Source organism: Maritimimonas sp. 2405UD52-3, assembly GCF_056591715.1.
In genome coordinates, this window is the sequence record NZ_JBWQOL010000001.1 from 726,233 (window position 1) to 748,988 (window position 22,756).

At 33.5% G+C, this 22,756-nt stretch carries 24 protein-coding genes, 1 tRNA gene and 3 pseudogenes; 18 read left to right on the forward strand and 10 right to left on the reverse strand.

Going from position 1 to position 22,756, the window contains the following annotated elements:
• Position 1 precedes the first annotated feature (1 nt).
• The 6 genes and pseudogenes from metF to AC1EU5_RS03405 all read left to right on the forward strand — a co-directional run bounded on the left by metF (position 2) and on the right by AC1EU5_RS03405 (position 3,942).
• The gene (metF, locus tag AC1EU5_RS03380; protein ID WP_480190941.1) at positions 2-958 is read left to right on the forward strand and encodes a methylenetetrahydrofolate reductase [NAD(P)H]; all 957 of its coding nucleotides are present in this window, start codon (positions 2-4) and stop codon (positions 956-958) included.
• A 128-nt stretch (positions 959-1,086) separates the two neighbouring features.
• Positions 1,087-1,404: a thioredoxin gene (gene trxA, locus AC1EU5_RS03385; protein ID WP_480190942.1), complete on the forward strand. Its 318-nt coding sequence runs from the start codon at positions 1,087-1,089 to the stop codon at positions 1,402-1,404.
• Positions 1,405-1,492: 88 nt separating this feature from the next.
• A complete protein-coding gene (locus AC1EU5_RS03390; RefSeq protein ID WP_480190943.1) occupies positions 1,493-2,416 on the forward strand; it encodes a DUF58 domain-containing protein in 924 nt (307 codons plus the stop codon).
• A 183-nt stretch (positions 2,417-2,599) separates the two neighbouring features.
• Positions 2,600-2,821: pseudogene (locus AC1EU5_RS03395) on the forward strand (GIY-YIG nuclease family protein); the annotation flags it as partial.
• A tRNA-Asp gene (locus tag AC1EU5_RS03400) sits at positions 2,799-2,872 on the forward strand. The pseudogene AC1EU5_RS03395 and the gene AC1EU5_RS03400, both read left to right, overlap by 23 nt.
• Before the next feature lie 356 nt (positions 2,873-3,228).
• A complete protein-coding gene (locus AC1EU5_RS03405; protein ID WP_480190944.1) occupies positions 3,229-3,942 on the forward strand; it encodes a hypothetical protein in 714 nt (237 codons plus the stop codon).
• 132 nt (positions 3,943-4,074) lie between these two features.
• Here AC1EU5_RS03405 and AC1EU5_RS03410 read toward each other — a convergent pair whose 3' ends face one another.
• Entirely contained in the window at positions 4,075-4,323 is a 249-nt protein-coding gene (locus AC1EU5_RS03410) for a hypothetical protein (RefSeq protein WP_480190945.1), read from the reverse strand.
• A 643-nt stretch (positions 4,324-4,966) separates the two neighbouring features.
• Positions 4,967-5,470, reverse strand: coding sequence for a DUF456 domain-containing protein (locus tag AC1EU5_RS03415; RefSeq protein WP_480190946.1), 504 nt, complete (start codon positions 5,468-5,470; stop codon positions 4,967-4,969).
• Between the two features lie 117 nt (positions 5,471-5,587).
• Between AC1EU5_RS03415 and AC1EU5_RS03420 the strand changes: the two genes are divergently transcribed.
• Entirely contained in the window at positions 5,588-6,067 is a 480-nt protein-coding gene (locus AC1EU5_RS03420) for a hypothetical protein (RefSeq protein ID WP_480190947.1), read from the forward strand.
• Here AC1EU5_RS03420 and AC1EU5_RS03425 read toward each other — a convergent pair.
• From AC1EU5_RS03425 to AC1EU5_RS03435, 3 genes are read right to left on the reverse strand one after another with little or no spacing between them, the layout of a single operon-like run.
• Positions 6,064-6,801, reverse strand: a complete 738-nt coding sequence (locus tag AC1EU5_RS03425; protein WP_480190948.1) for a Bax inhibitor-1/YccA family protein — start codon at positions 6,799-6,801, stop codon at positions 6,064-6,066. The two genes, AC1EU5_RS03420 and AC1EU5_RS03425, sit on opposite strands and share 4 nt — an antisense overlap.
• A 9-nt stretch (positions 6,802-6,810) precedes the next feature.
• A complete protein-coding gene (locus AC1EU5_RS03430; RefSeq protein WP_480190949.1) occupies positions 6,811-7,935 on the reverse strand; it encodes a glycosyltransferase family 2 protein in 1,125 nt (374 codons plus the stop codon).
• Entirely contained in the window at positions 7,932-8,897 is a 966-nt protein-coding gene (locus AC1EU5_RS03435) for a hypothetical protein (RefSeq protein ID WP_480190950.1), read from the reverse strand. The genes AC1EU5_RS03430 and AC1EU5_RS03435 overlap by 4 nt, the downstream gene beginning before the upstream one ends.
• A gap of 63 nt (positions 8,898-8,960) precedes the next feature.
• On the opposite strand from AC1EU5_RS03435, the gene ruvC reads away from it, so the two are divergent.
• The 9 genes and pseudogenes from ruvC to AC1EU5_RS03480 all read left to right on the forward strand — a co-directional run bounded on the left by ruvC (position 8,961) and on the right by AC1EU5_RS03480 (position 16,071).
• A complete protein-coding gene (ruvC, locus tag AC1EU5_RS03440) occupies positions 8,961-9,512 on the forward strand; it encodes a crossover junction endodeoxyribonuclease RuvC (RefSeq protein WP_480190951.1) in 552 nt (183 codons plus the stop codon).
• A 77-nt stretch (positions 9,513-9,589) separates the two neighbouring features.
• Positions 9,590-10,714, forward strand: coding sequence for a radical SAM family heme chaperone HemW (gene hemW / locus AC1EU5_RS03445; protein WP_480190952.1), 1,125 nt, complete (start codon positions 9,590-9,592; stop codon positions 10,712-10,714).
• 12 nt (positions 10,715-10,726) lie between these two features.
• A complete protein-coding gene (locus tag AC1EU5_RS03450; protein ID WP_480190953.1) occupies positions 10,727-11,476 on the forward strand; it encodes a cyclase family protein in 750 nt (249 codons plus the stop codon).
• The gene (locus AC1EU5_RS03455; RefSeq protein ID WP_480190954.1) at positions 11,477-11,875 is read left to right on the forward strand and encodes a GNAT family N-acetyltransferase; all 399 of its coding nucleotides are present in this window, start codon (positions 11,477-11,479) and stop codon (positions 11,873-11,875) included.
• Positions 11,872-12,219 carry an MmcQ/YjbR family DNA-binding protein gene (locus AC1EU5_RS03460; RefSeq protein WP_480190955.1) on the forward strand — a complete coding sequence of 116 codons (348 nt, stop codon included), beginning with the start codon at positions 11,872-11,874 and terminating at the stop codon, positions 12,217-12,219. The genes AC1EU5_RS03455 and AC1EU5_RS03460 overlap by 4 nt, the downstream gene beginning before the upstream one ends.
• A complete protein-coding gene (locus tag AC1EU5_RS03465; RefSeq protein ID WP_480190956.1) occupies positions 12,209-13,948 on the forward strand; it encodes a DUF885 domain-containing protein in 1,740 nt (579 codons plus the stop codon). Before AC1EU5_RS03460 ends, AC1EU5_RS03465 begins: the two co-directional genes overlap by 11 nt.
• Positions 13,949-13,951: 3 nt before the next feature.
• Positions 13,952-14,071, forward strand: a pseudogene (locus tag AC1EU5_RS03470) (proline racemase family protein); the annotation flags it as partial.
• Between the two features lie 63 nt (positions 14,072-14,134).
• Positions 14,135-15,382 (forward strand): NAD(P)/FAD-dependent oxidoreductase, encoded by a 1,248-nt coding sequence (locus AC1EU5_RS03475; protein WP_480190957.1) that lies wholly within the window; start codon positions 14,135-14,137, stop codon positions 15,380-15,382.
• A gap of 377 nt (positions 15,383-15,759) precedes the next feature.
• On the forward strand, positions 15,760-16,071 hold the full coding sequence (locus AC1EU5_RS03480) for a hypothetical protein (RefSeq protein WP_480190958.1): 312 nt from the start codon (positions 15,760-15,762) through the stop codon (positions 16,069-16,071).
• Positions 16,072-16,083: 12 nt separating this feature from the next.
• On the opposite strand, the gene AC1EU5_RS03485 is transcribed toward AC1EU5_RS03480, so the two are convergent.
• Positions 16,084-16,584 carry a GNAT family N-acetyltransferase gene (locus AC1EU5_RS03485; protein WP_480190959.1) on the reverse strand — a complete coding sequence of 167 codons (501 nt, stop codon included), beginning with the start codon at positions 16,582-16,584 and terminating at the stop codon, positions 16,084-16,086.
• A gap of 58 nt (positions 16,585-16,642) precedes the next feature.
• Between AC1EU5_RS03485 and AC1EU5_RS03490 the strand changes: the two are divergent.
• A pseudogene (locus AC1EU5_RS03490) lies at positions 16,643-17,220 on the forward strand (PhnA domain-containing protein).
• Positions 17,221-17,226: 6 nt separating this feature from the next.
• Here AC1EU5_RS03490 and AC1EU5_RS03495 read toward each other — a convergent pair.
• Both AC1EU5_RS03495 and AC1EU5_RS03500 read right to left on the reverse strand, forming a co-directional pair.
• Positions 17,227-18,327, reverse strand: coding sequence for a DUF4407 domain-containing protein (locus AC1EU5_RS03495; protein ID WP_480190960.1), 1,101 nt, complete (start codon positions 18,325-18,327; stop codon positions 17,227-17,229).
• A gap of 60 nt (positions 18,328-18,387) precedes the next feature.
• Positions 18,388-19,548 carry an MFS transporter gene (locus AC1EU5_RS03500; protein WP_480191088.1) on the reverse strand — a complete coding sequence of 387 codons (1,161 nt, stop codon included), beginning with the start codon at positions 19,546-19,548 and terminating at the stop codon, positions 18,388-18,390.
• Between the two features lie 84 nt (positions 19,549-19,632).
• Here AC1EU5_RS03500 and AC1EU5_RS03505 point away from each other — a divergent pair, with 84 nt between their 5' ends.
• Complete coding sequence (locus AC1EU5_RS03505) at positions 19,633-20,193, forward strand: Crp/Fnr family transcriptional regulator (RefSeq protein WP_480190961.1); 561 nt, start codon at positions 19,633-19,635, stop codon at positions 20,191-20,193.
• A gap of 126 nt (positions 20,194-20,319) precedes the next feature.
• On the opposite strand, the gene AC1EU5_RS03510 is transcribed toward AC1EU5_RS03505, so the two are convergent.
• On the reverse strand, positions 20,320-21,075 hold the full coding sequence (locus AC1EU5_RS03510; protein WP_480190962.1) for a DUF4386 domain-containing protein: 756 nt from the start codon (positions 21,073-21,075) through the stop codon (positions 20,320-20,322).
• Positions 21,076-21,362: 287 nt separating this feature from the next.
• Complete coding sequence (locus AC1EU5_RS03515) at positions 21,363-22,751, reverse strand: dipeptidase (protein WP_480190963.1); 1,389 nt, start codon at positions 22,749-22,751, stop codon at positions 21,363-21,365.
• Between the last annotated feature and the right edge of the window lie 5 nt (positions 22,752-22,756).

Genomic DNA, 22,756 nt, shown 5'->3' on the forward strand with positions numbered 1-22,756 from the left:
TATGAAAGTAACAGAACATATAAAAAACGCGAATGGTAAAACCTTATTTTCATTTGAGATTTTACCTCCCTTAAAAGGACAACACATACAATCTATTTTTGATAATATAGACCCTTTAATGGAATTCAATCCACCCTTTATTGATGTAACTTATCATCGTGAGGAATATGTATTTAAAGAAATAGAAAGTGGTTTGTTAAAAAAGCAGGTGGTTAAAAAGCGCCCAGGAACGGTTGGTATTTGTGCGGCAATCCAAAACAAATATGGGGTAGATGCTATTCCGCATATTTTATGTGGTGGTTTTACCAAAGAAGATACAGAGAATTTTTTAATTGATCTTGACTTTTTGGGTATTGAAAATGTTATGGCCTTACGGGGTGATGCTGTAAAAAGTGAAACCTACTTTAAACCAGAAAAAGAAGGGCATAACTATGCTTGCGAGCTGGTATCTCAAATTCAGGATTTAAATGAAGGAAAGTATTTAGACGAAGAATTGCAGAACACATCAAAAACTGATTTCTGTATTGGTGTAGCAGGTTATCCTGAAAAGCATATGGAAGCCCCTAGTTTGGATTCTGATATACATTTCCTGAAAAAGAAAATAAAAAAAGGAGCTACATATATTGTTACCCAAATGTTTTTTGACAATCAAAAGTATTTTGACTTTGTTGAGAAATGTAGAAGTGAAGGTATAACAGTTCCTATCATTCCTGGGTTAAAACCTATTTCTACTAAAAAACAGTTGAATTTAATTCCACATAGATTTAAAACTGACCTACCTGATGATTTAATCATGGCTATTGTAAAGAGTAAAGACAATAGAGAAGTACGAGAGATAGGTATTGAATGGTGTATAGAACAGAGTAAAGAATTGATAAAAAATGGAGTTTCCGTTTTGCACTATTATTCTATGGGAAAATCAAGCAATATAAAGTCAGTAGCTAAGGAAGTATTTTAGTTTGTAAGGAAATTGATATTTTGCATACTATTATAAGCAAAAGTAATGCTGCCACAATAAAATGGCAGAATATTTGTTTATTTTTGCAAGAGTAAGTAACCCGAATTAAAAACTAAAGAAATATAAAAATGGCATTAGAAGTAACAGATGCTACGTTTGATGATGTAGTATTAAAGTCAGATAAACCTGTATTGGTAGATTTTTGGGCGGCGTGGTGTGGTCCTTGTAGAATGTTAGCACCTACAGTTGAAGAGTTAAGCAATGATTTTGATGGAAAAGCAGTTGTGGCTAAAGTAGATGTAGACGCTAATCAAGAATTTGCAGCAAAATATGGTGTAAGAAATATTCCTACGGTATTGATCTTTAAAAATGGTGAGATCGTTGACAAGCAAGTAGGAGTTGCGCCAAAGGCTACCTATACTGAAAAGTTAGAAGCCTTAGTTTAATTTGAAGGTAATAGAAATTTTATAAAAAAGGTTTGGTCCCGAAGACTTGGGATCAAACCTTTTTTAATTTGGCAACATAGCTTATCCAATGACAGTAAAAGAAGCCAATACTATTTATGGAATTAACAACCTTGAATTACTTGCTACACAAGTGGTTGAAGGGTTTATTACAGGAATGCATAAAAGCCCTTTTCATGGATTTTCTGTTGAGTTTGCTGAGCATAGGCTTTATAACAAAGGGGAAAGCACGCGTCATATTGATTGGAAGCTGTATGCTAAAACCGAAAAACTCTTTGTAAAACGATACGAAGAAGAAACTAATTTACGGTGCCACCTGATCATCGATAACTCGGCATCTATGTACTACCCTAAACTAAAAAATCCTTCCGTTGAAAATTTAAACAAGATCGCGTTTTCGGCCATAGCTTCTGGGGCGTTAATAGAGATCTTAAAACGTCAAAGAGATGCTTATGGGTTGAGTATTTATAGTGATGTAAATGAATATTTTGCTCCTGCCAAAGGTGGTGAACGACACAGAAGAATGTTGTTTACTCACCTTGAGAATTTATTGAGCAAAGATTCTTCAAAGAAGACAGATACCTACAGTGTATTGCATGAAGTAGCAGATAAAATTCACAGAAGGTCTCTCATTTTTTTGTTTACAGATATGTTTCAATCAGATAAAAAAGATGATGAACTGTTTGAAGCGTTGCGACATTTAAAATATAATAAACACGAAGTGATTCTTTTTCATACCTATGATGGTAAACATGAACTGAAATTTGATTTTGATAACCGCCCCAAACGATTTGTTGATGTTGAAACAGGAGCACACATCAACTTATATGCAGATACGGTAAAAGAGGATTATGAAAAAGCAGTTAAAGTTTATTTTCAAAAGCTCAAAATGAAATGTATGCAGTATAAGATTGATTATGTACCTGTAGACATACATGAAGGTTTTGAGCAAGTGTTGATTTCGTATCTGATAAGCCGTAAACGATTTTTATAAAAAAGGATAAAAAAGGTTTTGCAGATATAAAAAACGAACTTATATTTGCAACCGCTAATTGAGCAACGGTCTGGTAGTTCAGCTGGTTATCCCGAGTACTCGGGACTGCCTGTCTACCAAACTAGAATTAAGTTCTTTAATATGTTTTATGTTTACATTCTGTAAAGTGAAAAGGATAAATCATTTTATATTGGTTACACTAGTGACCTTGATAAGCGTTTAAATTTTCATAATCAAGGATTGTCAAAATATACGAGCCGAAAAATTCCTTGGCATGTAGTGTATTTTGAAGAATTTAAAACTAGAACTGAAGCTATTCAAAGAGAAAGATTTCTAAAACGACAAAAAAATAGAAATTTTTATCTTAGCTTAATTAACAAACGGTCTGGTAGTTCAGCTGGTTAGAATACCTGCCTGTCACGCAGGGGGTCGCGGGTTCGAGTCCCGTCCAGACCGCATAAAGATAGTTGTGTTGTTTATCTCATATTTGTGAGATAATAGGTAGAAAGCCCATGGATAGTGGGTTTAACCAATGGAAAGCTTCCCTAAATACTGGGATGCTTTTTTGGTTTTAAGCCAATTCTTGCCAACATTTCGCCAACAATCTTAAAATTCAATCACTTTCGGTAATTTTTTTGCGAAATAAGCCCCGTAGCCTATATTGGGTTTATTGATAAAAATGCATACGATCTAAACCACTAGGAATAAGAATCTAGTGATTTGTTGAAAAAAACAGGAAAAACACCCTTAAGAAATAGGATTTTTCCTCTTGATTTATATGGTAAAAAACCACTAGTTTTCCAATAAAAACCATGAATTTTAAAGCTTTTATTTTCGCCCCTTTTTTTATTATATCTTTGATTTATGCACAAACCCCTGTCCCACGGATTACTGATATTACTCAAAACACTAAACTGCTCGCGAAGCATAAAGTTTACAAATCAGATTTCCGACCGTATGGTTATAATGTCAATAAATCGTTAAGTGAGCTTGGTCCTGATTGGCCATCTGGTACAACCATAATGATGTTGAAACCAATTTCAAGAAATAGAATTAACAATTTATACTTACTCCCCCCATCAAGGGTTCCCCAAGTAGCAAAATCTAAAGTCGATGGAGAAAGAGTTGAGCTTAACTGGTATGGCGTAGAAAGAGAAATTATGGCTTGTGTATGCATTCCAGTAAGTAACTTCCCAGCGAATAACAATAGTGACAGTAATCTTACATTTTTTGACAACGCTTGGCCTTCCCCTTCAATAACAGCAAACGATATTAATTATCAAAAATCATATTGTTGGTTTGGATTGGTTAAGGTCAGAGTAAATATATTTTATCGTAAATATTGTAATGGTGGAACAGAAAGTTATTTCTATTTTCAAGGCGAAAACTGCACAACCCATCTACCTGAAAGAGACCCAGATGAATCAATTATTATGGAGTGTGGCTCCAGTCCAGATGATGAAATTGATATTGACCTAGGATCAAAAGTTCCGATTTCAGATAAAAAGAAGAAAAAAAATAATTGAAAAAACTTGATTAATCAAATTTCAATCTGAGATTTTTATTCGAGGAATTTTCAAGAATTCTATCTTGGGTATTCTAAGGGTATTTTAGGTTTTTTGAAGTTCTAAATGTTAAGTTTGGTGATTAATGAAAATCTATTTCATCAAAAATAGCTGCTCTATATCTGAAGCTGTAAATTTACTTGACTCATTTATAATTGATAGTAACTTTAAATATCTTTTAGTGGGCTTACCCTTATAGAATTTTTTGAAGTGCTTGCTATAGATTTCTTGATAGCATTTGTCACCATCAAAATATGATCCATAATTCTTTTCTATCCACCTCCACTTTTTACTATGGGTTTGACATCCATACATTCCAGATGGAAGCGCAGAGCGATGCATAAATCTTCCTTGTATTAAATGAAGCTTTCTACAGCGTTTAAAGGTATAAGGGCATACAAAGTACCAAACTTGCCCTTTTCCTACTTAAATTCTAACCAAAAAAATCTTACAGGAAGGCGCTTTTAGCGCCTTTTGTGTTTTCATATTCTGCCACTACTTACTAAATATTGTATCAATTACTCTTCTATGCACTTCATCGAAAATATTATAAGGACATTAATCATCTTAAATAGTTGCAGTGAACCTTAATTTCAACAACCTATTAATTGCTCTATAATGGGAGTAAGTAATGGTAATTTTTGCAATCTTCCAAAATCAATTTATACGCGCGTAATGATGTTCAAATACTTGCTCCATTATAATTGCTTTTAGTATTTTCACTTATGGTTTGTAAACTTATGTAAATCAAAGAATTATCATATTTTTTTATAAAAAATCAATGTTTTTTCGGGAATTTTTAAAACTAGGTTGTTTTTAAGATGTAAGTGAAACATAAAGTAAACGTACGAGTTACGTCCCTAAAAAGAAACATTTACAAAACGACGATTCGGGAGAATTGCTTGAAAGAAAAGAATCTAATAAACCAAACCAATTAGAATTTCATAATGCAACTAAAGACTTTTTATAAAGTCTTTTTTTGTTTTTAGGAAATAAGTAAATCCCAGTTTTGTATTGTTTTATTGATGAATAATACCATAAATACTAAGCTCACCATAAACTTTAGTGTAGAAGAAAATAAAAAACCGATAAAAGAGCCAAAAGCAGCTTTTACAGCACGTTTTTTATCTTGACTGTCATGAATTATTTCGCCAACTAAAGCGCCTGCAAAAGCACCTATAATGAATCCTCCAGGAATAGGTGATAATAAACCTATAATCAAACCTAAAGTAGTACCTATAACCCCCATACGACTACCACCAAATTTCTTGGTACCCATAGCAGGAATAATATAGTCAAGCACCCAAATAAAAATGGCAATACCTAAGGTAATACCTAAAAAAGTCCAGTTCATTGGAATTGCTTTGGTTAAATGCAATACAAATAGACCTATCCATCCTGTTAAAGGTCCTGGGAGTATTGGTAAAAAGGAACCAATGAGCCCCAACCCCATCAAGCAAAAACCTAAAATAACGAGCAGTATATCCATAACTTTTGCCAGTAAGACGTAAATATACATTGTTTGTTACAAAGCTTTCGAATCCTGGAAATTGCGGCATTTAGTTTTATCAAAAAATTGTACTTTCACAGAGTCAATCAATTAACCATGTTAAAGCGTACACTAGGCTTCTTTTTATTGGTAGCATTACTTATTTCTTGTAATTCATTTTCTTCAAAAACAATAAATGAAAGTAACGTGCAGGTACTAGATAGTTTGATTGATTTCACTTCTGTAGATGTCTATCCTATTTTTTCTGATTGCGAGAATTATGCTGAGAATACCAATCAAAAAGCTTGTTTTGAACAATCGTTTACTCAAAAACTTTCTCGCATTTTAAATGAAAATGAATTTAAAGTAAAAGAAAAAGTAAATGATACTGCTACTATTGATTTCTTAGTAGATGACACTGGAAAGGCCACTTTAGTTGAAGTAAATTCCCCTAGAAGTATTCAAGAACAACTACCACAATTAGATAGTATTTTAAGAAGAAGTATTGATAGATTACCTACGATGAAACCGGCTCTAAAAAGAGGTATGTTTGTAAAATCACAATATAGATTAGCTCTAATTGTAAAAACGATTTAAAATCTAATAGCAAGTTTTTTCATCAAGCGAAGTACTTCTATATAAAGCCAAATGAGTGTAACCAATAAACCCCAAGTGGCTACCCATTCATAGTATTTAGGTGCTCTGCCTACTTTTCGTTCAATGAAATCAAAATCTAATAGTAAGGAAAATGAAGCTATAATAGCAGCAATTACATTAAAACCTATTGCAAACCAAGAAGTTCCCCATACAAAAGGAAGACTTAAACCAAAAAAGGTCAATATCCAATTAATAATATAAATAAACATGATAGTGACCGCTGCTGAAATAACTACACTTCTAAATCTTCTGGTTACTACAATAATTTTTGCTTTATACAAAAGTAACATTACAAAAAAGGTAAGAATAGTGATGCTTACAGCTTTCATAGGCATTCCGGGAAACCGAATTTCAGCATAGGCAGAGATGCCTCCTAAAAACAGTCCTTTTGAAAGTGCGTACAAAGGTGTGGTCCATGGTGCCCAGGTTCTTTTAAAAGAAGTAAGTAAACTAAAAACAATAGCCGCCAGCATGCCACCAGAAGTATACCATTTTACATCAACTCCTTTATTGACTAAATCCCACACATACCATGTTGTAAGACCTACCAAAATAATACTAAAAAAAGATTTTAAAAAAATTCCACCCAAAGTCATTTTAGTAGTCTTAGAATAACTTTTCCAAACATAACTGCTAAAAGCCGGATTTGATGTTCGGTAATTAAGGAGTGACATTGGTATGGGTTATTTTTTGAATTGGCGCCCTTTCCACTCATAGGTAGAAGTAAAAGACGCAATGACTACAAACATACTAAAAACAGGATAAAACAAGCTGCTCAACAAAAAGTTACTCAATACTTTTTGTTGATTGAAAAAACGAGTTGTTTTGTAGATTAAAACAAAATCGATGATTGCTTTTAAAAGAAAAATAGAGATAAGAAGATACCATGAGTTTAATCTGGCAATACTTGTGAAAAGTAAAACAATCAACAACATGTTCATCAAAAAAACGGACCAACTTACTAGTGAGCTAAATACATTTTTATAATGAGTTGCTTTAGATGCCCAACGTACGCGCTGTTGCAAAAGATTTCTAAGGTTAGGTTGAGGTTTAGTAGTAACTATTGCTGATGTTGATTTTAAAAAATGGACTTGTTTAGGAAATTTTGTTACCATTTTTTCTAGTAAAAAAATATCATCACCGCTCGCTATAGCTTCATTACCTTCAAATCCGTTAATTTCAAAAAATGCCTCTTTAGAATAACACAAGTTGGCACCATTACAGAGAAAAGGTTTTTGAATACCAAATGCGCCAATGGTACTTCCCATAAGGCTGAGCAAGTCTAACAATTGAAATTGCTTTAAAAATCCAGGATTCGATTCATAAGTAACTGGTGCGGCTATCATTTTGGGTTGATGTGCTTGAATGAACTGATCAAACTCACGTAACCATTTTTTTGGGACGACACAGTCAGCATCTGTAGTCAGAATCCAATCATATTTGGTATGTTCTATAGCAATATTGATTGCATCTTTTTTAGGAGATCCTGTTATTCTTGTGTTATTCAATATTTTGAAATCTAAAGAAGAATTTTTAAGAACTTGATTCATAATCTTTACGGAATCATCGGAAGAATCGTCATCTATAAATAAGACTTCAAAAAAGTCTATTTGATATTCTAAAGCATCTAAACTATTTAGTAGTTGAGGTAAGCTTTTTGCCTCATCGCGAAATGGAATTATTATTGAGAATTTATTTTTAACAATTCCAGTATTCGATGAAAAAACAGTGACACGATCAAATCCAATTATAAAAGCTATAATGATCCAAATATAAATACCAGTAATAAGACTTGCTACAACTATCATTTTTGATCAGAAAGCCTAAAATTCAACACAAAATAACTTCCGAAAAAGGCGGGAATGGCAAAGTTCAAAATCCACATCAATAAGCTTATTGTAATAATTACTAACTCATTTACTTCTAAAAATCCAAAAATCCAGACTGCTACTGACCCTTTGATAAGCCAATCAAAAAATGACAAACTTGGGACTAACGAAGCGAGTAAGTACATACTGCTGATTAAGCCCATAGCTTGAAAATAATCTATGTCTACTTGAAACACTTGGAGTAAAAAATAAAACTGATAAGAAAACACTACATAGCGGAGTGTTGAGAGAAGCAAAGTTGTGAGTCCTACTTTTAATGATAGATTTTTGATAAACCCAATTATCTTATTTGTATAAAAACCTCTTATTTTCTTTCCGCCATATTTGCTTCCAAATACAATAAAAGCGATAAAAAAAGCGAGCAAATAACCTAGTTTTCTTAGTCTATATACCTCAAAGTCAACTGTAAAATGTGTAAAAAAGTAGATTAGTCCTGCAATTCCTGCAAGCATGGTAATGCTCATTTGAGCTATATTGCTCAATAGGTTTAATAGCATTATTTTTCTTCTATTCCCTTTTTTAAAATAGAAAGCTTTCGCTCCATATTCTCCAATGCGGTTAGGTGTAAAAAGTGAAGCCGTAAGTGCACCTAAACTTTGTTGTAGAGATTCAAAAAAAGTAATGGATTTTAATACTGAAACCAATATTTTCCAACGCAGTGTTTCAAAGATCCAGTTAAGTGATGTAAGCCCTAATAGTATGAAAATGACAGAATAGTTAGAGAATATAGTACTTTCTAATTGCTCAATAAATACCGTAAAATTTAATTGCTCATTATGAACAATTTTAGTGTAGATAAAATAAAATGCACCAACAATAATGGTTAACTTGACCAGCAGAAATAAGAATTGCTTAGTTTTGTATGGCAGCGATTTATACACCGTTGCAAAGTAAAGAATTTAAGCTAATTGTCATGCCAAGCATAACGAAGTATCTTTTTTAGATTGACATCAGAAAGAATAATTTTAGGAATTGATCCTGGAACCACCATTATGGGATTCGGACTCATCAAGGTGATGGGTAAACAAATGAAGTTTTTGCAATTAAATGAATTGCATTTACGAAAGTTTGATGATCATTATACCAAGCTCAAATGTATTTTTGATAGAACAATTGAGCTCATAGATAGTTATCACCCTGATGAGATTGCTATTGAAGCACCTTTTTATGGTAAGAATGTACAGAGTATGCTGAAGCTTGGGCGTGCACAAGGTGTGGCAATGGCAGCAGGACTTTCAAGACAAATACCTATTACCGAGTATTCTCCCAAGAAGATTAAAATGGCCATTACGGGTAACGGAAATGCTAGTAAGGAACAGGTAGCTAAAATGCTGCAAAACACTCTACAATTAAAAGAATTACCTAAAAATTTAGATGCTACGGATGGGTTGGCTGCCGCAGTGTGTCATTTTTATAATGATGGAAAAGTGGCAGTAGGCAAAAATTATACGGGCTGGGCAAGTTTTGTAAAGAATAACCCAAAGAAAGTTGATTAGATAATTGGCTAATATGATAATTTGAGTTTTGGCAAAATTATATAATTAACTAATTATCAAATCATCAAATTAATCATTTGGCTGGAATCTACATCCATATCCCTTTTTGCAAACGAGCCTGTCATTACTGTGATTTTCATTTCTCCACATCGCTTTCGCGAAAGAATGAAATGATGCAGGCTCTTCAAAAAGAGTTATTACTTAGAAAAAATGAGTTGCTCAACAATTCTATCGAAACCATTTATTTTGGAGGAGGAACACCAAGTGTGCTTTCAATTCATGAAATAGAAGCGCTTATCAATACTATTTATAAATATTATCAAGTAATTGACCGACCGGAAATCACCCTTGAAGCGAATCCGGATGACTTAACAAATAAAAAGATTGTAGACTTAACATCTACAAAAATAAATAGATTGAGCATTGGTATTCAGTCGTTTTTTGATGAAGATTTAAAGCTTATGAATAGAACACATAATGCTGATGAAGCGAAGAAATCTTTATCAATTGCGAGGCGTCACTTCGAGAATATTTCAGTTGATTTAATCTATGGTATTCCCAGACTATCAAATGAGCGATGGATAGAGAACATTAAAACCGCTCTGTCATTTGATATACCACATATTTCAAGTTATGCGCTTACAGTTGAACCTAAAACAGCCTTGGCGTCTTTTGTAAAAAAAGAAATTGTAAAAATGCCCAAAGATAGGCAGGTACAAAAACAGTTTAAGTTATTGGTTGACTTACTAGAGGAACATGGTTTTATTCATTATGAGATTTCCAATTTTGGTAAAGAAGGATGGTTTAGCAAAAACAATTCGGCGTATTGGCAGGGTAAATCTTATTTAGGAATTGGCCCATCTGCACATTCTTTTAATGGCATACAGCGCAGTTGGAATGTTTCAAACAACATAAAATATATCAAATCTCTTAATGAAGATAAATTGCCCAATGAAATTGAAATCCTTTCAAAAAAAGATCGTTTTAATGAATATATCATGACTGGTTTGCGTACTATTTGGGGTGTGTCATTAACCAAAATTGAAAAGGAATTTGGCAGCGAATATTTGTACCATTTAAAGAAGTGTTCCCTGAAATATGTAAATGATCAGTATCTTCATATTGATGAAGATAAATTATTGGTTAGCAAAAAGGCTAAGTTTTTGGTTGATGGTATTGCTTCAGATTTATTTATCGTTTAGTATATTTGAGATATGATTGCTACGATAGAATACAACTCCAAAAAACACAAAATTGACTTGTCACGACCCATTGATATTTCAATCCCTTTGCGTTCAACGGTAGACAATGTGAACGCGTGGTATATTAAGCAACCGGAAATAAAACCCGTTGTTGTAGAAGATTGGGTAGGTAGTGTAGCAGAAGGTAGTTGTGTTAACTTTAATGATATTTATTTCAATCCGCATGGGCATGGTACGCACACTGAGTGTGTAGGTCATATCACTGAAAAAGTACATTCAATAAATCAGCATTTAAAACGTTTCTTTTTTCTTGCAGAACTGATCACCGTTGCCCCTGAGCGTCAGGGAGAAGATTTTATTATTTCTAAAAAACAAATCCAGTTTACTTTAGGTAATAAAAAACGAGAAGCCATAGTCATTAGAACAATTCCAAATACAAATGAAAAATTAACGACGAAGTATTCAAATACCAATTGGCCTTATTTAACTGAAGAAGCGGCTATATATCTTCGTGAAAAAGGAGTACAGCATTTGTTGATCGATTTGCCTTCTGTGGATAAAGAAAAAGATGAGTGCCAGTTATTAGCACATAATGCCTTTTGGAACACTTCAGGAAAAATAAGATTAGATGCGACTATTACAGAACTTATTTTTGTGCCGAATCGGGTAGAGGATGGCACTTATTTTTTGAATATTCAAATAGCTCCTTTTGAAAATGATGCGAGCCCCAGTAAGCCTGTTTTATATAAAATTGAAGGTTGAATGTTTGAGATATCAACTGATAAAAACAGATTAGACTTGAAAATGGTACATGCTTTTCTGACCAATTCCTATTGGGCAAAAGGAAGAACTTTAGATCAAGTTAAGAAGTCAATAGAAAATTGCCTTTGTTTCGGAGTTTATTTGAATGAAAAACAAATAGGTTTTGCCAGAGTTTTAACTGACTTTACGGTGTATGCCTATATAATGGATGTTTTTATTCTGCCAGAACATCGAGGTAATGGTTTCTCAAAAAGATTGATGCAAGTGGTTATGAAAGATGAGCGATTGAAAACGTGTAATTGGATGCTAAAAACCAGAGACGCTCAAGGTCTCTATAGGAAATATGGTTTTAAAGAGGCTGAGTATCCTGATAATGTGATGGAAAAGATACAGAAATGAACGTTGAAGAATTGCGCGATTATTGCCTAAGTAAGAAAGGAGTAACCGAGGAATTTCCTTTTGATGAAACTACGTTGGTATTTAAGGTTATGGGTAAAATGTTTGCTTTAACTGGATTGGAGCGTACACCACCACAGGTAAATCTAAAATGTGATCCTGAGCGCTCAGAAGTACTTCGAGAAGAATATGATGGTCTAATCTATGGCGGATATCATATGAACAAAAAATTGTGGAATACTGTTGAGTTTTCAACTTTACCATTCAATTTTATGAAGGAATTGATTGATCATTCATATGATTTGGTGGTAAGTAAACTACCCAAGCGTTTACGAGATGAATTATAGAATTAATGTTACTGTATTTCTGATACTGTTTTTTTTATTATTAGGTTGTAAGAAAGATCAAATTACAAATGCTTCTGATCAATTAGCAAATATTATCGAATTAGTTGAAAGTCATGAAGGTTATGACGAGAAAGAATATCCTTTAGGCTTATTCACCAAAGAGCATTATAAAGCTGAAGCTGAATTCGCGAAATCTAAATTAGATGAACTTTCTGAAATTAGCGTTGATGGTTTAAGCGAAACTGAAAAAATATCTTTAGAGCTTTTAAAATTTGTTTTACAGGATAAGATTGATTTTTACAAATTTGAACGTTATCTGAACCCACTACTTTCTGATTCAGGTTTTCATAGCAGTTTAAATTATATGGTTAGACCTTTAGCTAATTATGAAAAAACAAAAGAATACTTAAATAAGCTAAATGCCTTACCGACCTTTGTAGATCAGCATTTTGTGAATTTGCGTGAAGGTTTAGAAAAAGGAGTTTCTCAACCGTTGGTTATTTTTAAAGGGTATGAATCTACTTATGATGATCATATTGTTGATAGTTATGAAAAAAGTTATTTCTATTCTCCATTCAAAAATTTACCTACAAGCTTAACGCAGGAACAAAAAGATTCTGTTTTAGAAGCCGCAAAATTGGTAGTAGAAGAACGAGTAATACCTCAGTTCAAGAAGATCAAAAAATTTTTTGAAAATGAATATTACGCCAGAACCAGAAAGACATTAGGCGTTTCCGAAACACCTAATGGAAGAGAATATTATCAGAATAGAATCAATTTCTATACTACAAGTAAACAATATACGGCAGATGCTATTCATCAAATAGGCATAGATGAAGTGGCTCGTATAAAAACTGAAATGGAGAAAATTATTGACGACCTAAATTTTGAAGGAAGCTTTGATGATTTTTTTAAGTTCTTGCGAACAGATGAGCAATTTTATGCTAAATCTGGAGATGAGTTACTAATGATTGCTAGAGATATGGCCAAACGTGCTGATGAGCAGCTACCGCGATTCTTTAAAACATTGCCGCGTAAACCTTATGGAGTGGCTCCGGTACCAGATGCTATTGCTCCTAAATACACAACCGGAAGATATATAGGTACCTCAAGTGAAAGCACTAACCCAGGTTATTATTGGGTAAATACCTATAACCTACCAAGTAGAACTCTATATACCATGCCCGCATTAACGGTTCATGAAGCAGTTCCAGGTCACCACTTGCAGGGAGCACTCAACAAAGAATTAGGCGATAGTATTCCTAAGTTCAGAAAGGATATGTACCTCTCGGCTTATGGTGAGGGGTGGGGCTTGTATACTGAATTTTTGGCAGAAGAAATGGGAATGTACACGACACCATATGAAAAGTTTGGACAATTAACTTATGAAATGTGGCGTGCATGCCGTTTGGTGGTTGATACAGGCATTCATGCAATGGGATGGACAAGAGATCAAGTGGTAGATTTTATGGCGAAGAATACTGCACTGTCATTACATGAAATCAGTACTGAAACAGATAGATATATTTCATGGCCAGGTCAGGCTTTATCCTATAAAATAGGTGAGTTGAAAATTCGAGAATTACGTAAAAAAGCTGAAGCCGAATTAGGAGAAGATTTTGATATCAGAGAATTTCACGAAGTCATTTTAGGTCAAGGTACTGTTACCCTTTCTATTTTAGAGAAAAGGGTTAATAATTTTATTGAAAAAAGTAAGAATGCCTCGTAGTATTTTAATTGTACTGATGGTCACACTTGTGGGAATCCTGTTCGTGTTATAAAAGAAGGAGCTCCCGAATTGATTGGAGGAAATATGAGTGAAAAGCGTCAGTATTTTCTTGATAATTATAATTGAATTTGTAAAGGATTGATGTTTGAACCCGTTAATCATGATATGAATTCCAGATAATTTAACATGAATAAAGATGTAGTGATAATTGGAGGTGGTATTATGGGTTTGTGTTCTGCTTACTATTTACAAAGAGAAGGACATAAGGTGACTGTTCTAGATCAGTCAAACATGGATTCTGGAGCATCTTACGTTAATGCAGGCTATATTACTCCTAGCCATATTATTTCATTGGCAGCACCAGGAATGATTACTAAAGGTATAAAATGGATGTTCAATGCTTCGAGCCCTTTTTATGTAAAACCTAGGTTAGATATAGATTTTTTTAAATGGAGCTTGGCTTTCAAAAGGTCGGCAACAAAATCTAAAGTAGAACAATCTATTCCTGTAATTAAGAATATAAATATATTAAGCAGAACACTTTATGAAGAAATGAAATCAAGTAATGATTTCGATTTTTTTTATAAGCATAAGGGTTTATTAATGCTTTACCAAACAGATAAAGTGGGAGAAGGAGAATGGAATGTGGGAAAGCGTGCAATTGAAGAAGGATTAAAAGTTGAAAATCTAACAAAAGAAGAAGTTAAGAAAATTGAACCGAATGTTGATTTAAATATTAAAGGAGCAGTGTATTATCATTCGGATGCACATATGACTCCCAATGAGTTTATGCCACAGCTAAAATTACATTTAGAGAATAAGGGTGTTGTCGTTTCTCCAAATCAAGAAGTTCAAGAAGTTCAAACCACTAATGACAGGATAATTGCTATCAAAACAAAAGATAAGGAGTTTAAGGCAGATGATTTCGTATTGGCAACTGGTGCATGGACTCAAAATTTTGCGAAGAAGATAGGTATAGATATTGCAATTCAAGCGGGAAAGGGCTATCGAATAAATGTAGAAAGACCAACTAATATCGCGATTCCTGCAATTTTAATGGAAGCTAAGGTGGCAGTAACTCCTATGAATGGATTTACGCGATTTGCCGGTACTATGGAAATCGGAGGGATCAATCATTATATTAACCCAATTAGGGTGAATGCCATAGCAAATGCTGGAGAGAGATATTATAAAGGGTTAAAGATTAGTCAAGAAGAAAAGGATGTTGCGCAATGTGGACTGCGGCCATGTTCTCCTGATGGCTTGCCATACATAGGTAAATCTTCAAAATGTGAAAATTTAACAATAGCAACAGGTCATGCTATGATGGGTTGGAGTTTGGGACCAGCTACTGGAAAGTTGGTTTCAGAAATTATATCTGAACGAAAACCTTCTATAAGTTTGGATTCATTTAATCCTGACCGGAAGTTTTAGTTTTATCTTAACTACCTGTTTTCATTGATGTACTACCTATAAACAATGAATTTTAAAATTCACTATTTCCGCTATTGATTTAGTTGAACGTTGCATATAGCTTTGTTTCATCTTCCCTACAAGACATATTGCTATGACCAAAAAGGATGTTTTATTGTTATAATGAATTGTAATATTTACATTCAAAAGATTCTTTAGAATTTCTTTAGAATTGAATTTTATATTAGTGGTTTAAGATGATAAAGTACGTTCTTAAAGTTTTAGTTGTTAGAAAATTATCTAACTGAATTGCAGTAATATATGAAAAAGAAAAGTTAAAGTTTCGGGAGTTTCCATTAACAATTTGTTTTATTATAGCAAGCCAAAAAACTAAAAACATGAATCACGATTTTAACATAGGGGAGGTAGTCGTTTGTATCAATGCCAGAAGAAGATGGTATCGTTTAGGTGGACTTAAAAAAGGAGAATTATATACCATTACTGGTTTTAACCCGTATGATGGAGGTTTAATTCTTAAGGAAGCAAAGGCACCTAAAAGCGGTCATAATGCTTACAGGGCTAATCGTTTTAGAAAAGTTGACTACGCTTTTGCTGAAAATGTAACTAAAACAATTATACCACAAACTCAGAAGGTTGAAACAGTACCAGTAGAGGAAAGAGATTTTTCTATTGCTGCTATTTTAAATTAATTTTAATCCTTATTAAGTAGAGAATAAACAAATTTTCTGCTCTTCATCAGGTAAGAGAATCATCTCTTTAAATTTTAACCCAAGTTTATTTAGTAATTGGTGAGATTTGATGTTGTCTTGATTAGCTATAGCTAATATGGGATTTAACTTTAATACTTCCTTAGCATAACCCAAAATTGCTTTACTACTCTCATATGCATAACCTTTTCCTCTGCCAATAGGTAAAAAGGCAAAACCTACATCAACATATTCTAAACTTTCTCGATCTACCAAACCTGAGATTCCAATAGGAACCTTGTTGTCTTTTAGTGAAACTTTATAGAATCCAAATCCCCAATTTGTATAGCTCGGTATAATCCTTTCGGTGAGATAATCTTCAGCATCTTTAAGAGCATTCACATTTCTATCACCAATGAATCGTTTCCAATCAGGGTCATTTACCAATTCAAAAAAAAATGGCGCATCTTCTTTGGTCAATTCATTAATTATAAGTCGATCTGTCTCTAAATACATATGTTAAAAATAGTTAGATTAATTTAAAAGACTACTTTTAAGCACTGAATTTTATAAGATGAGTTTGATAGAAGAACTTAAAGAACGAAGCGGAAATAAATGTGAATTATGTAATAGGACTGAAAACTTGAATGTTTATGAAGTTCCTCCTGTTTCTACCAGAAGAATTGATGGAAGTTTACTGGCTTGTAAACATGTATCAATCAAATTGAAAATATAGATGCTACAGATGTTAACCACTGGAGATGTTTAAATGAAAGTATGTGGAGTGAGCACAGTGCAGTTCAAGTGATCGCCTGGCGCATGCTATCACGGTTAAAATCTGAAGGATGGCCACAAGATTTATTGGATATGTTGTATTTGGATGATGAAACTCTAAACTTTGCTAAAGCTACAGGTGAAGGACTTGATGAAAGTGAAAGAATAATTCATAAAGATGTTAATGGTGTTGAGCTACAGGCAGGTGATTCTGTAGTTTTGATTAAAGATCTTAAAGTAAAAGGATCTAGTATGGTTGCTAAACAAGGTACTGCAGTGCGAAGGATTTCTTTAGATCAAGATAGTGCCGAGTATATTGAGGGTAAAGTAGATGGACAACATATTGTCATCATTACAAAATATGTAAAGAAACTCTAATTGAACTTATAACAAGTCAGTCTGTTTTTTATAAAAAGCATCCGATTGTTTTCTGAATAATTCTTTAGCCTTTTGCTTTTTATAGTCGTACACTTCTTGGTCTTCAGCTACATCATAGTACACCTTCTCATTCAAAGAAGTATCAGTGGCTAGCAAAGAAGCACGTTGGTTTTTTTGCTGTGTCACCCAAGTATAAAGTGCATTTTCTTGTTCCTCTAATTTAAGATCATAAGCACCTTTTGGAGCCATAATCTTTGCAAATACAGGTGCTGTTTCAATAGCTAAGAAGAGTAATAATATAAAGAAAGAAGGAAACCAAGCCAATTGGCCCAAAGCATTAATTCTTGCCATAAGTCCGTCAAAACCATCAATAATAGGTTGGCTAGAAGTAACCTGATTGCCTTGTTTTACTCTTAAAGCTGTAATAGCAGCTTCCTTTTCAGAAATTTTTGCCCTGTTTTCTTGTTTTAGCTGCTGGAATTCCTGTAAAAGGGCATCATGTTTTTCTCGTTTTTCTTTATAAACGGGCCCTTTTCCTAATTTCATTGTGCCTGCTGTTCCTTCTGCTTCTGAGATATAAGTATCATATAGATCATTAACCTCTTTCTCTTTAGTATCAACAGTATTTTGCAGTGATTGAATTTCAGTTTGAATCCTATTAATTTCTGGGGTAAATTGCTCAGCAATCTGATTCTGATTTTGTAGAGTCAACTCATTTTTTTGTTCCAGTAAGACTTGATTGATCTCTTTTTCAAAAATCTTCATCTCTAAAGGTTTTGATATGACTATAGCAATGATAACCGCCAAAATAATCCTGGGCGAAGCCTGAATCAATTCCTTCCAAACACTGTCTTGTTTTTTTATGGTAGAGACAATAAACCTATCTAAGTTAAAAATTAATAATCCCCAAATAATACCGAATGTTATAGCTATATACACATTGTCAAAAACTGTGTATAAAGCATAGGAGCCAGAGATAAGGGCCATAACTGCTGTAAAGAATACAGTGCCGCCTATACCTGCATATTTTATTTGTTCTGATTTTGGGCTATCATTGAGGAGGTCTGGATCTGCACCGGAGCACATCCAAAAGAAGTTTTTTAACATGGTAACAGGGTGTATACTTATATTTAACGCCGTAAATGGTAAAATGTTACGCTTTAAAAGTTAAAATTTTCTTTTAATCATAAGAAGATAAATGAATCCTAAAATAGCTACAATACCACATGTATACATAATGTGTGGTATTCTTGAAATAATATCTTGATAATACCATCCTGAGAGAAAAGCACCGAGCCCAATACCAGCTTCTAATGCAATGAACATTGTTGCAACCGCTTTACCGCGATGATTTTCAAAACTCATATCTATAGTCCAAGCATTGATGGCCGGAGACAAAATACCCATTGCTAATCCATAAACACTAGCAGCAACGAGTAAACCTCTAGCTGTTTTTAGATATCCTATTAAAAAAAGAGAGAGAGATAGCAGTATTAAACCAAAGATCATTACAATAATCCTCCCATACTTATCAGAGGTTTTACCTGCAATAAAGCGAATAGTAAGTGAAGCAATAGTAAAGAAAATAAAAAATGTACCCTTGTTCGTCATTTTTAAATTCTCACTCCAATCAGGTATTAATGTTAAAATAACACCAAAGCCTAAGTACGTGCAAAAAGTAATAATAGCAGCAGGAAATACTTCTTTGGCAATAATTTCATCTTTAGATATTTTTAAATATGAAAAATTAAAGGCTTTTTTATTATTTAAGGTTTCTTGTACACGCCAGATTAATAGCATTGAGAGAAAAGCTACGAATGAAGAACTGTAAAATAGAGTACTGTAGGAGTAATTTATTTTTATTAGGCTTCCCAATGCTGGGCCTAAGGCCAATCCTGTGCTAAAGAATAGACCTTGTATACCAAGGGCTTCACCCCATCTATTTTTAGGAATAATATCTGCAACAAAAGCAGCAATTGCTGTAGGAGTAAATCCGGTTGAAAAACCATGCACTAATCGTAAAAGCAAAAAACCGGAAATGGAAGAAAGTATGGGATAGAAAAAACCACAAATTAAACAGACAGTTGCACCAAAGATCATTACAGGTTTTCTACCAATGGTGTCAGTTAGTTTTCCACTAAAAGGTCTTGAAAATCCAGCAGTAAGTGTAAAGAGAGATATAATCAACCCTTTATATTCAGCTCCTCCTAAACTACTTAAATAAGATGGTAGCTCAGGAATTAACATATTGTAACTAGCTGAGAATAACAAGGAACTAATGCAAACCAAAAGAAAGTTTTTTGTGTAGATAGGTTGCTTTTTCAAGATTTCGAATTTTTTGATTTACTTTTATGAATATCAAAGCAACATCATTTTTAAACTTTAAAAAAGGACATTTGTCCAATCAAGGAAATGATCAGAAAACATATTGAGCTATTAGATTATTTGGATATTTTATATCAAAAAGGGAGTGATCTTGTTATAGCTGAGAGGCATCAACCTAAAAAAATAATTATTCAGCAAGGTAAAAGATATTCATGGGTTTATATTATTAGAAAAGGCATTGCTAAGTGTTATTTGACAGATGAGAATGGTAAAAGTTTTATTCAAGAATTTTTAGGAGAAGGCATGGAATTTGGCGAAATAGAAGTTTTCTCTAAACAACCTGCTTTTTGTTGCGTAGAAGCCATTTCTGAGTTGGAAGTTTATAAAATTTCATTTCAAGATTTCAATGATTTGTTAGAAACTGACAGAAAATTTAATAGGATTATCTTAAATGGATTAGCATTAAAAATTAAGTATAAAGCACCTAGACATTCATATCAACATTCCTACCCTATTGAAGATAATATTTTAAGGTTACAAAAGATGTTTCCGAATTTTGAAACTGTTATCTCAAAGCAAGATATCGCCAATTATGTTGGCATAACTTTGAGAAGTTTAAATAGGGCAATGGCTAATTTGAAGAAGTAATGATTAAATTTTATGAATCAATCGCGCTAAATAGTAATTTATATCCTTTGTATTACCGTCATTAAAATTTAAAAAAAGTACTTAATTTTAATCTATAGAAACAATAATAAGTATGTGAATTAAGTGCTAACTGGCATGTTTTTTTATAAATATTCGCTTTTTCCAATTCTCCCATCTCTTTCCTACAATAAGAAGCCATAACATAGTACCCATTTCACCAATCATAGCTGCGTAAGAAAGTATTTGGTATACTATATTCTTGTTAATTTCTGGCAGAAGAAAATAACGGAGCACTTCCATTAAATAGTAAAAACACCCTATAAAAAGAGCAATACCTAAAAATTTAGGTAAGAAACCAGATTTGTAGACTAAGTATCCAAAAGGTAATAACCAAAGTCCCCAAAATATTTCTGCTAACGTAAGACCACTACCATAGGCTTTTAACGATATAAAAGCTTTAGTAGACAATTCTTGTTCATTAAATGAAGCAAGATGCTCACCTCCATTCACCAAAGGAATGATTTCAGCCAAATGCGTTAAAGCTGAAAAGGCAAACGGAATACTAAGAAAAACAAGAATTGCTAAATAAATAGAAGCAAGCTTAGAGGTTGTTTTAAATAACTTATATAACCAAACAGCTAGGAAGGCATAGGCAGAATAGCATATAACACCCGAAATAATAGAAATAAATAATAGCTCTTTCCCATTAAATAAATTGAAAAAATAGATCTTTTCAGGGTTACTAATTTTCACCCATGTAGCAGATGAATTACTCCAGTCAATTAGTTGCGAGGGTACAAGCATAATACTTATGACGCCAAACAAAGCGACCATAAAATAGAAAATACCTGCTGAGTGCGCTGTTTTGTTTGTTGACTCCATTTGAGTTATGGTTAATGTTATTACGACGAACTACAAATGGAATTGTTACTGGAAAAGAATACGAAGGCTACAGATATTCGCGTTTTATAGCAGAGTAATCAGGAATTTTAATAATATAATTGTTTTTATAATAAACAAACAATAAGAAGTAATGTCAAAAGCAAGTAATTCAGAAATTAGAGCAGAAATCTTTAAGTTGTCAATTTTAAGAAAACTTATTTCTACTACTTCAAATCAGACTCAAAATCAGGTTGAGTCTGCCCAGTAATTTTTAACAATTTGATTAATCAACTGCTCATTTCAGTGTAGTATTTATAGAACCAAGGAATGGTTTCTATGCCCTTAAGGTAATTCCAAATACCAAAATGTTCGTTTGGTGAGTGGATAGCATCACTATCTAAACCAAAGCCCATTAAAAGCGTTTTACTTTTCAATTCTTTTTCAAACAAAGAAACAATAGGAATACTGCCACCACTTCGTTGTGGGATCGGCGTTTTACCAAAGGTTTTTTCATAAGCTTTGCTAGCTGCTTGATACCCTTTAAAGTTTGTTGGTGTTACATAACCTTGTCCACCATGATGTGGCGTAACTTTTACTTTCACTCCTTTGGGAGCAATACTTTCTAAATGGGTTTTAAAGAGTTGAGTTATCTCTTCCCAATCTTGATGCGGAACAAGGCGCATGGAGATCTTTGCAAAAGCCTTACTTGCAATAACAGTTTTTGCACCTTCACCAATATAACCACCCCAAATACCATTGACATCTAAAGTGGGGCGAATAGAATTTCGTTCATTTGTAGTATAACCTTCTTCCCCATAAACCGCATCAATAGCTAATGCTTTTTTGTAATTCTCTAAAGAAAATGGAGCTTTTGCCATTTCAGCACGTTCTTCAGAAGTAAGTTGCTCTACTTTATCATAAAAACCGGGTATAGTAATATGCTTATTTTCATCATGCAATGAAGCAATCATTCTTGTCAACACATTAATCGGATTTGCTACGGCACCTCCATATAGACCTGAGTGTAAATCGCGGTTGGGCCCGGTAACTTCTACTTCTACATAACTCAAACCACGCAAGCCGGTGGTAATAGAGGGAATGTCATTGGCAATCATTCCGGTATCAGAAATTAAGATCACATCATTGGCTAGTTTTTCTCTGTTTCTGGGTACAAACCAAGCGAGGCTTTCTGAGCCCACTTCTTCTTCACCTTCAATCATGAACTTTACATTACAAGGTAATTTCCCTTCGGTGGTCATATACTCTAATGCTTTTACATGCATGTAAAGTTGCCCTTTATCATCACAAGCACCTCGTGCAAAAATAGCCCCATCCGGATGTTTTTCTGTATTTTTTATAATGGGCTCAAAAGGAGGAGAATCCCAAAGATCTAATGGATCAGGAGGTTGTACGTCATAATGCCCATACACCAAAACTGTTGGTAGATTTTTATCAATGATCTTTTCTCCAAAAACAATGGGATAGCCAGGCGTTTCACAAATTTCAACAGTATCGCAACCTGCTTTTTCAAGGGATGACTTTATGGCCTCAGCAGTTGTAATGACATCTTTTTTATAGGCGGAATCGGCTGAGATAGACGGAATTTTTAAGAGTTCTAAGAGCTCGTTTAAAAAACGGTCTTTATGCTGATGTATGTATGATTTTATGGAGTCCATTTTGT

What these genes read in the sequence shown, in the direction of transcription:
- metF (WP_480190941.1), top strand. Translation starts at nt 2, where the DNA reads ATGAAAGTAACAGAACATATAAAAAACGCGAATGGTAAAACCTTATTT.
- AC1EU5_RS03495 (WP_480190960.1), bottom strand. Translation starts at nt 18,327, where the DNA reads ATGTTAAAAAACTTCTTTTGGATGTGCTCCGGTGCAGATCCAGACCTC.
- AC1EU5_RS03460 (WP_480190955.1), top strand. Translation starts at nt 11,872, where the DNA reads ATGAACGTTGAAGAATTGCGCGATTATTGCCTAAGTAAGAAAGGAGTA.
- AC1EU5_RS03510 (WP_480190962.1), bottom strand. Translation starts at nt 21,075, where the DNA reads ATGGAGTCAACAAACAAAACAGCGCACTCAGCAGGTATTTTCTATTTT.
- AC1EU5_RS03390 (WP_480190943.1), top strand. Translation starts at nt 1,493, where the DNA reads ATGACAGTAAAAGAAGCCAATACTATTTATGGAATTAACAACCTTGAA.
- AC1EU5_RS03430 (WP_480190949.1), bottom strand. Translation starts at nt 7,935, where the DNA reads ATGATAGTTGTAGCAAGTCTTATTACTGGTATTTATATTTGGATCATT.
- AC1EU5_RS03475 (WP_480190957.1), top strand. Translation starts at nt 14,135, where the DNA reads ATGAATAAAGATGTAGTGATAATTGGAGGTGGTATTATGGGTTTGTGT.
- trxA (WP_480190942.1), top strand. Translation starts at nt 1,087, where the DNA reads ATGGCATTAGAAGTAACAGATGCTACGTTTGATGATGTAGTATTAAAG.
- AC1EU5_RS03405 (WP_480190944.1), top strand. Translation starts at nt 3,229, where the DNA reads ATGAATTTTAAAGCTTTTATTTTCGCCCCTTTTTTTATTATATCTTTG.
- AC1EU5_RS03410 (WP_480190945.1), bottom strand. Translation starts at nt 4,323, where the DNA reads ATGCATCGCTCTGCGCTTCCATCTGGAATGTATGGATGTCAAACCCAT.
- AC1EU5_RS03415 (WP_480190946.1), bottom strand. Translation starts at nt 5,470, where the DNA reads ATGGATATACTGCTCGTTATTTTAGGTTTTTGCTTGATGGGGTTGGGG.
- AC1EU5_RS03515 (WP_480190963.1), bottom strand. Translation starts at nt 22,751, where the DNA reads ATGGACTCCATAAAATCATACATACATCAGCATAAAGACCGTTTTTTA.
- AC1EU5_RS03480 (WP_480190958.1), top strand. Translation starts at nt 15,760, where the DNA reads ATGAATCACGATTTTAACATAGGGGAGGTAGTCGTTTGTATCAATGCC.
- AC1EU5_RS03465 (WP_480190956.1), top strand. Translation starts at nt 12,209, where the DNA reads ATGAATTATAGAATTAATGTTACTGTATTTCTGATACTGTTTTTTTTA.
- AC1EU5_RS03425 (WP_480190948.1), bottom strand. Translation starts at nt 6,801, where the DNA reads ATGTCACTCCTTAATTACCGAACATCAAATCCGGCTTTTAGCAGTTAT.
- AC1EU5_RS03485 (WP_480190959.1), bottom strand. Translation starts at nt 16,584, where the DNA reads ATGTATTTAGAGACAGATCGACTTATAATTAATGAATTGACCAAAGAA.
- AC1EU5_RS03455 (WP_480190954.1), top strand. Translation starts at nt 11,477, where the DNA reads ATGTTTGAGATATCAACTGATAAAAACAGATTAGACTTGAAAATGGTA.
- AC1EU5_RS03505 (WP_480190961.1), top strand. Translation starts at nt 19,633, where the DNA reads ATGATCAGAAAACATATTGAGCTATTAGATTATTTGGATATTTTATAT.
- AC1EU5_RS03420 (WP_480190947.1), top strand. Translation starts at nt 5,588, where the DNA reads ATGTTAAAGCGTACACTAGGCTTCTTTTTATTGGTAGCATTACTTATT.
- AC1EU5_RS03450 (WP_480190953.1), top strand. Translation starts at nt 10,727, where the DNA reads ATGATTGCTACGATAGAATACAACTCCAAAAAACACAAAATTGACTTG.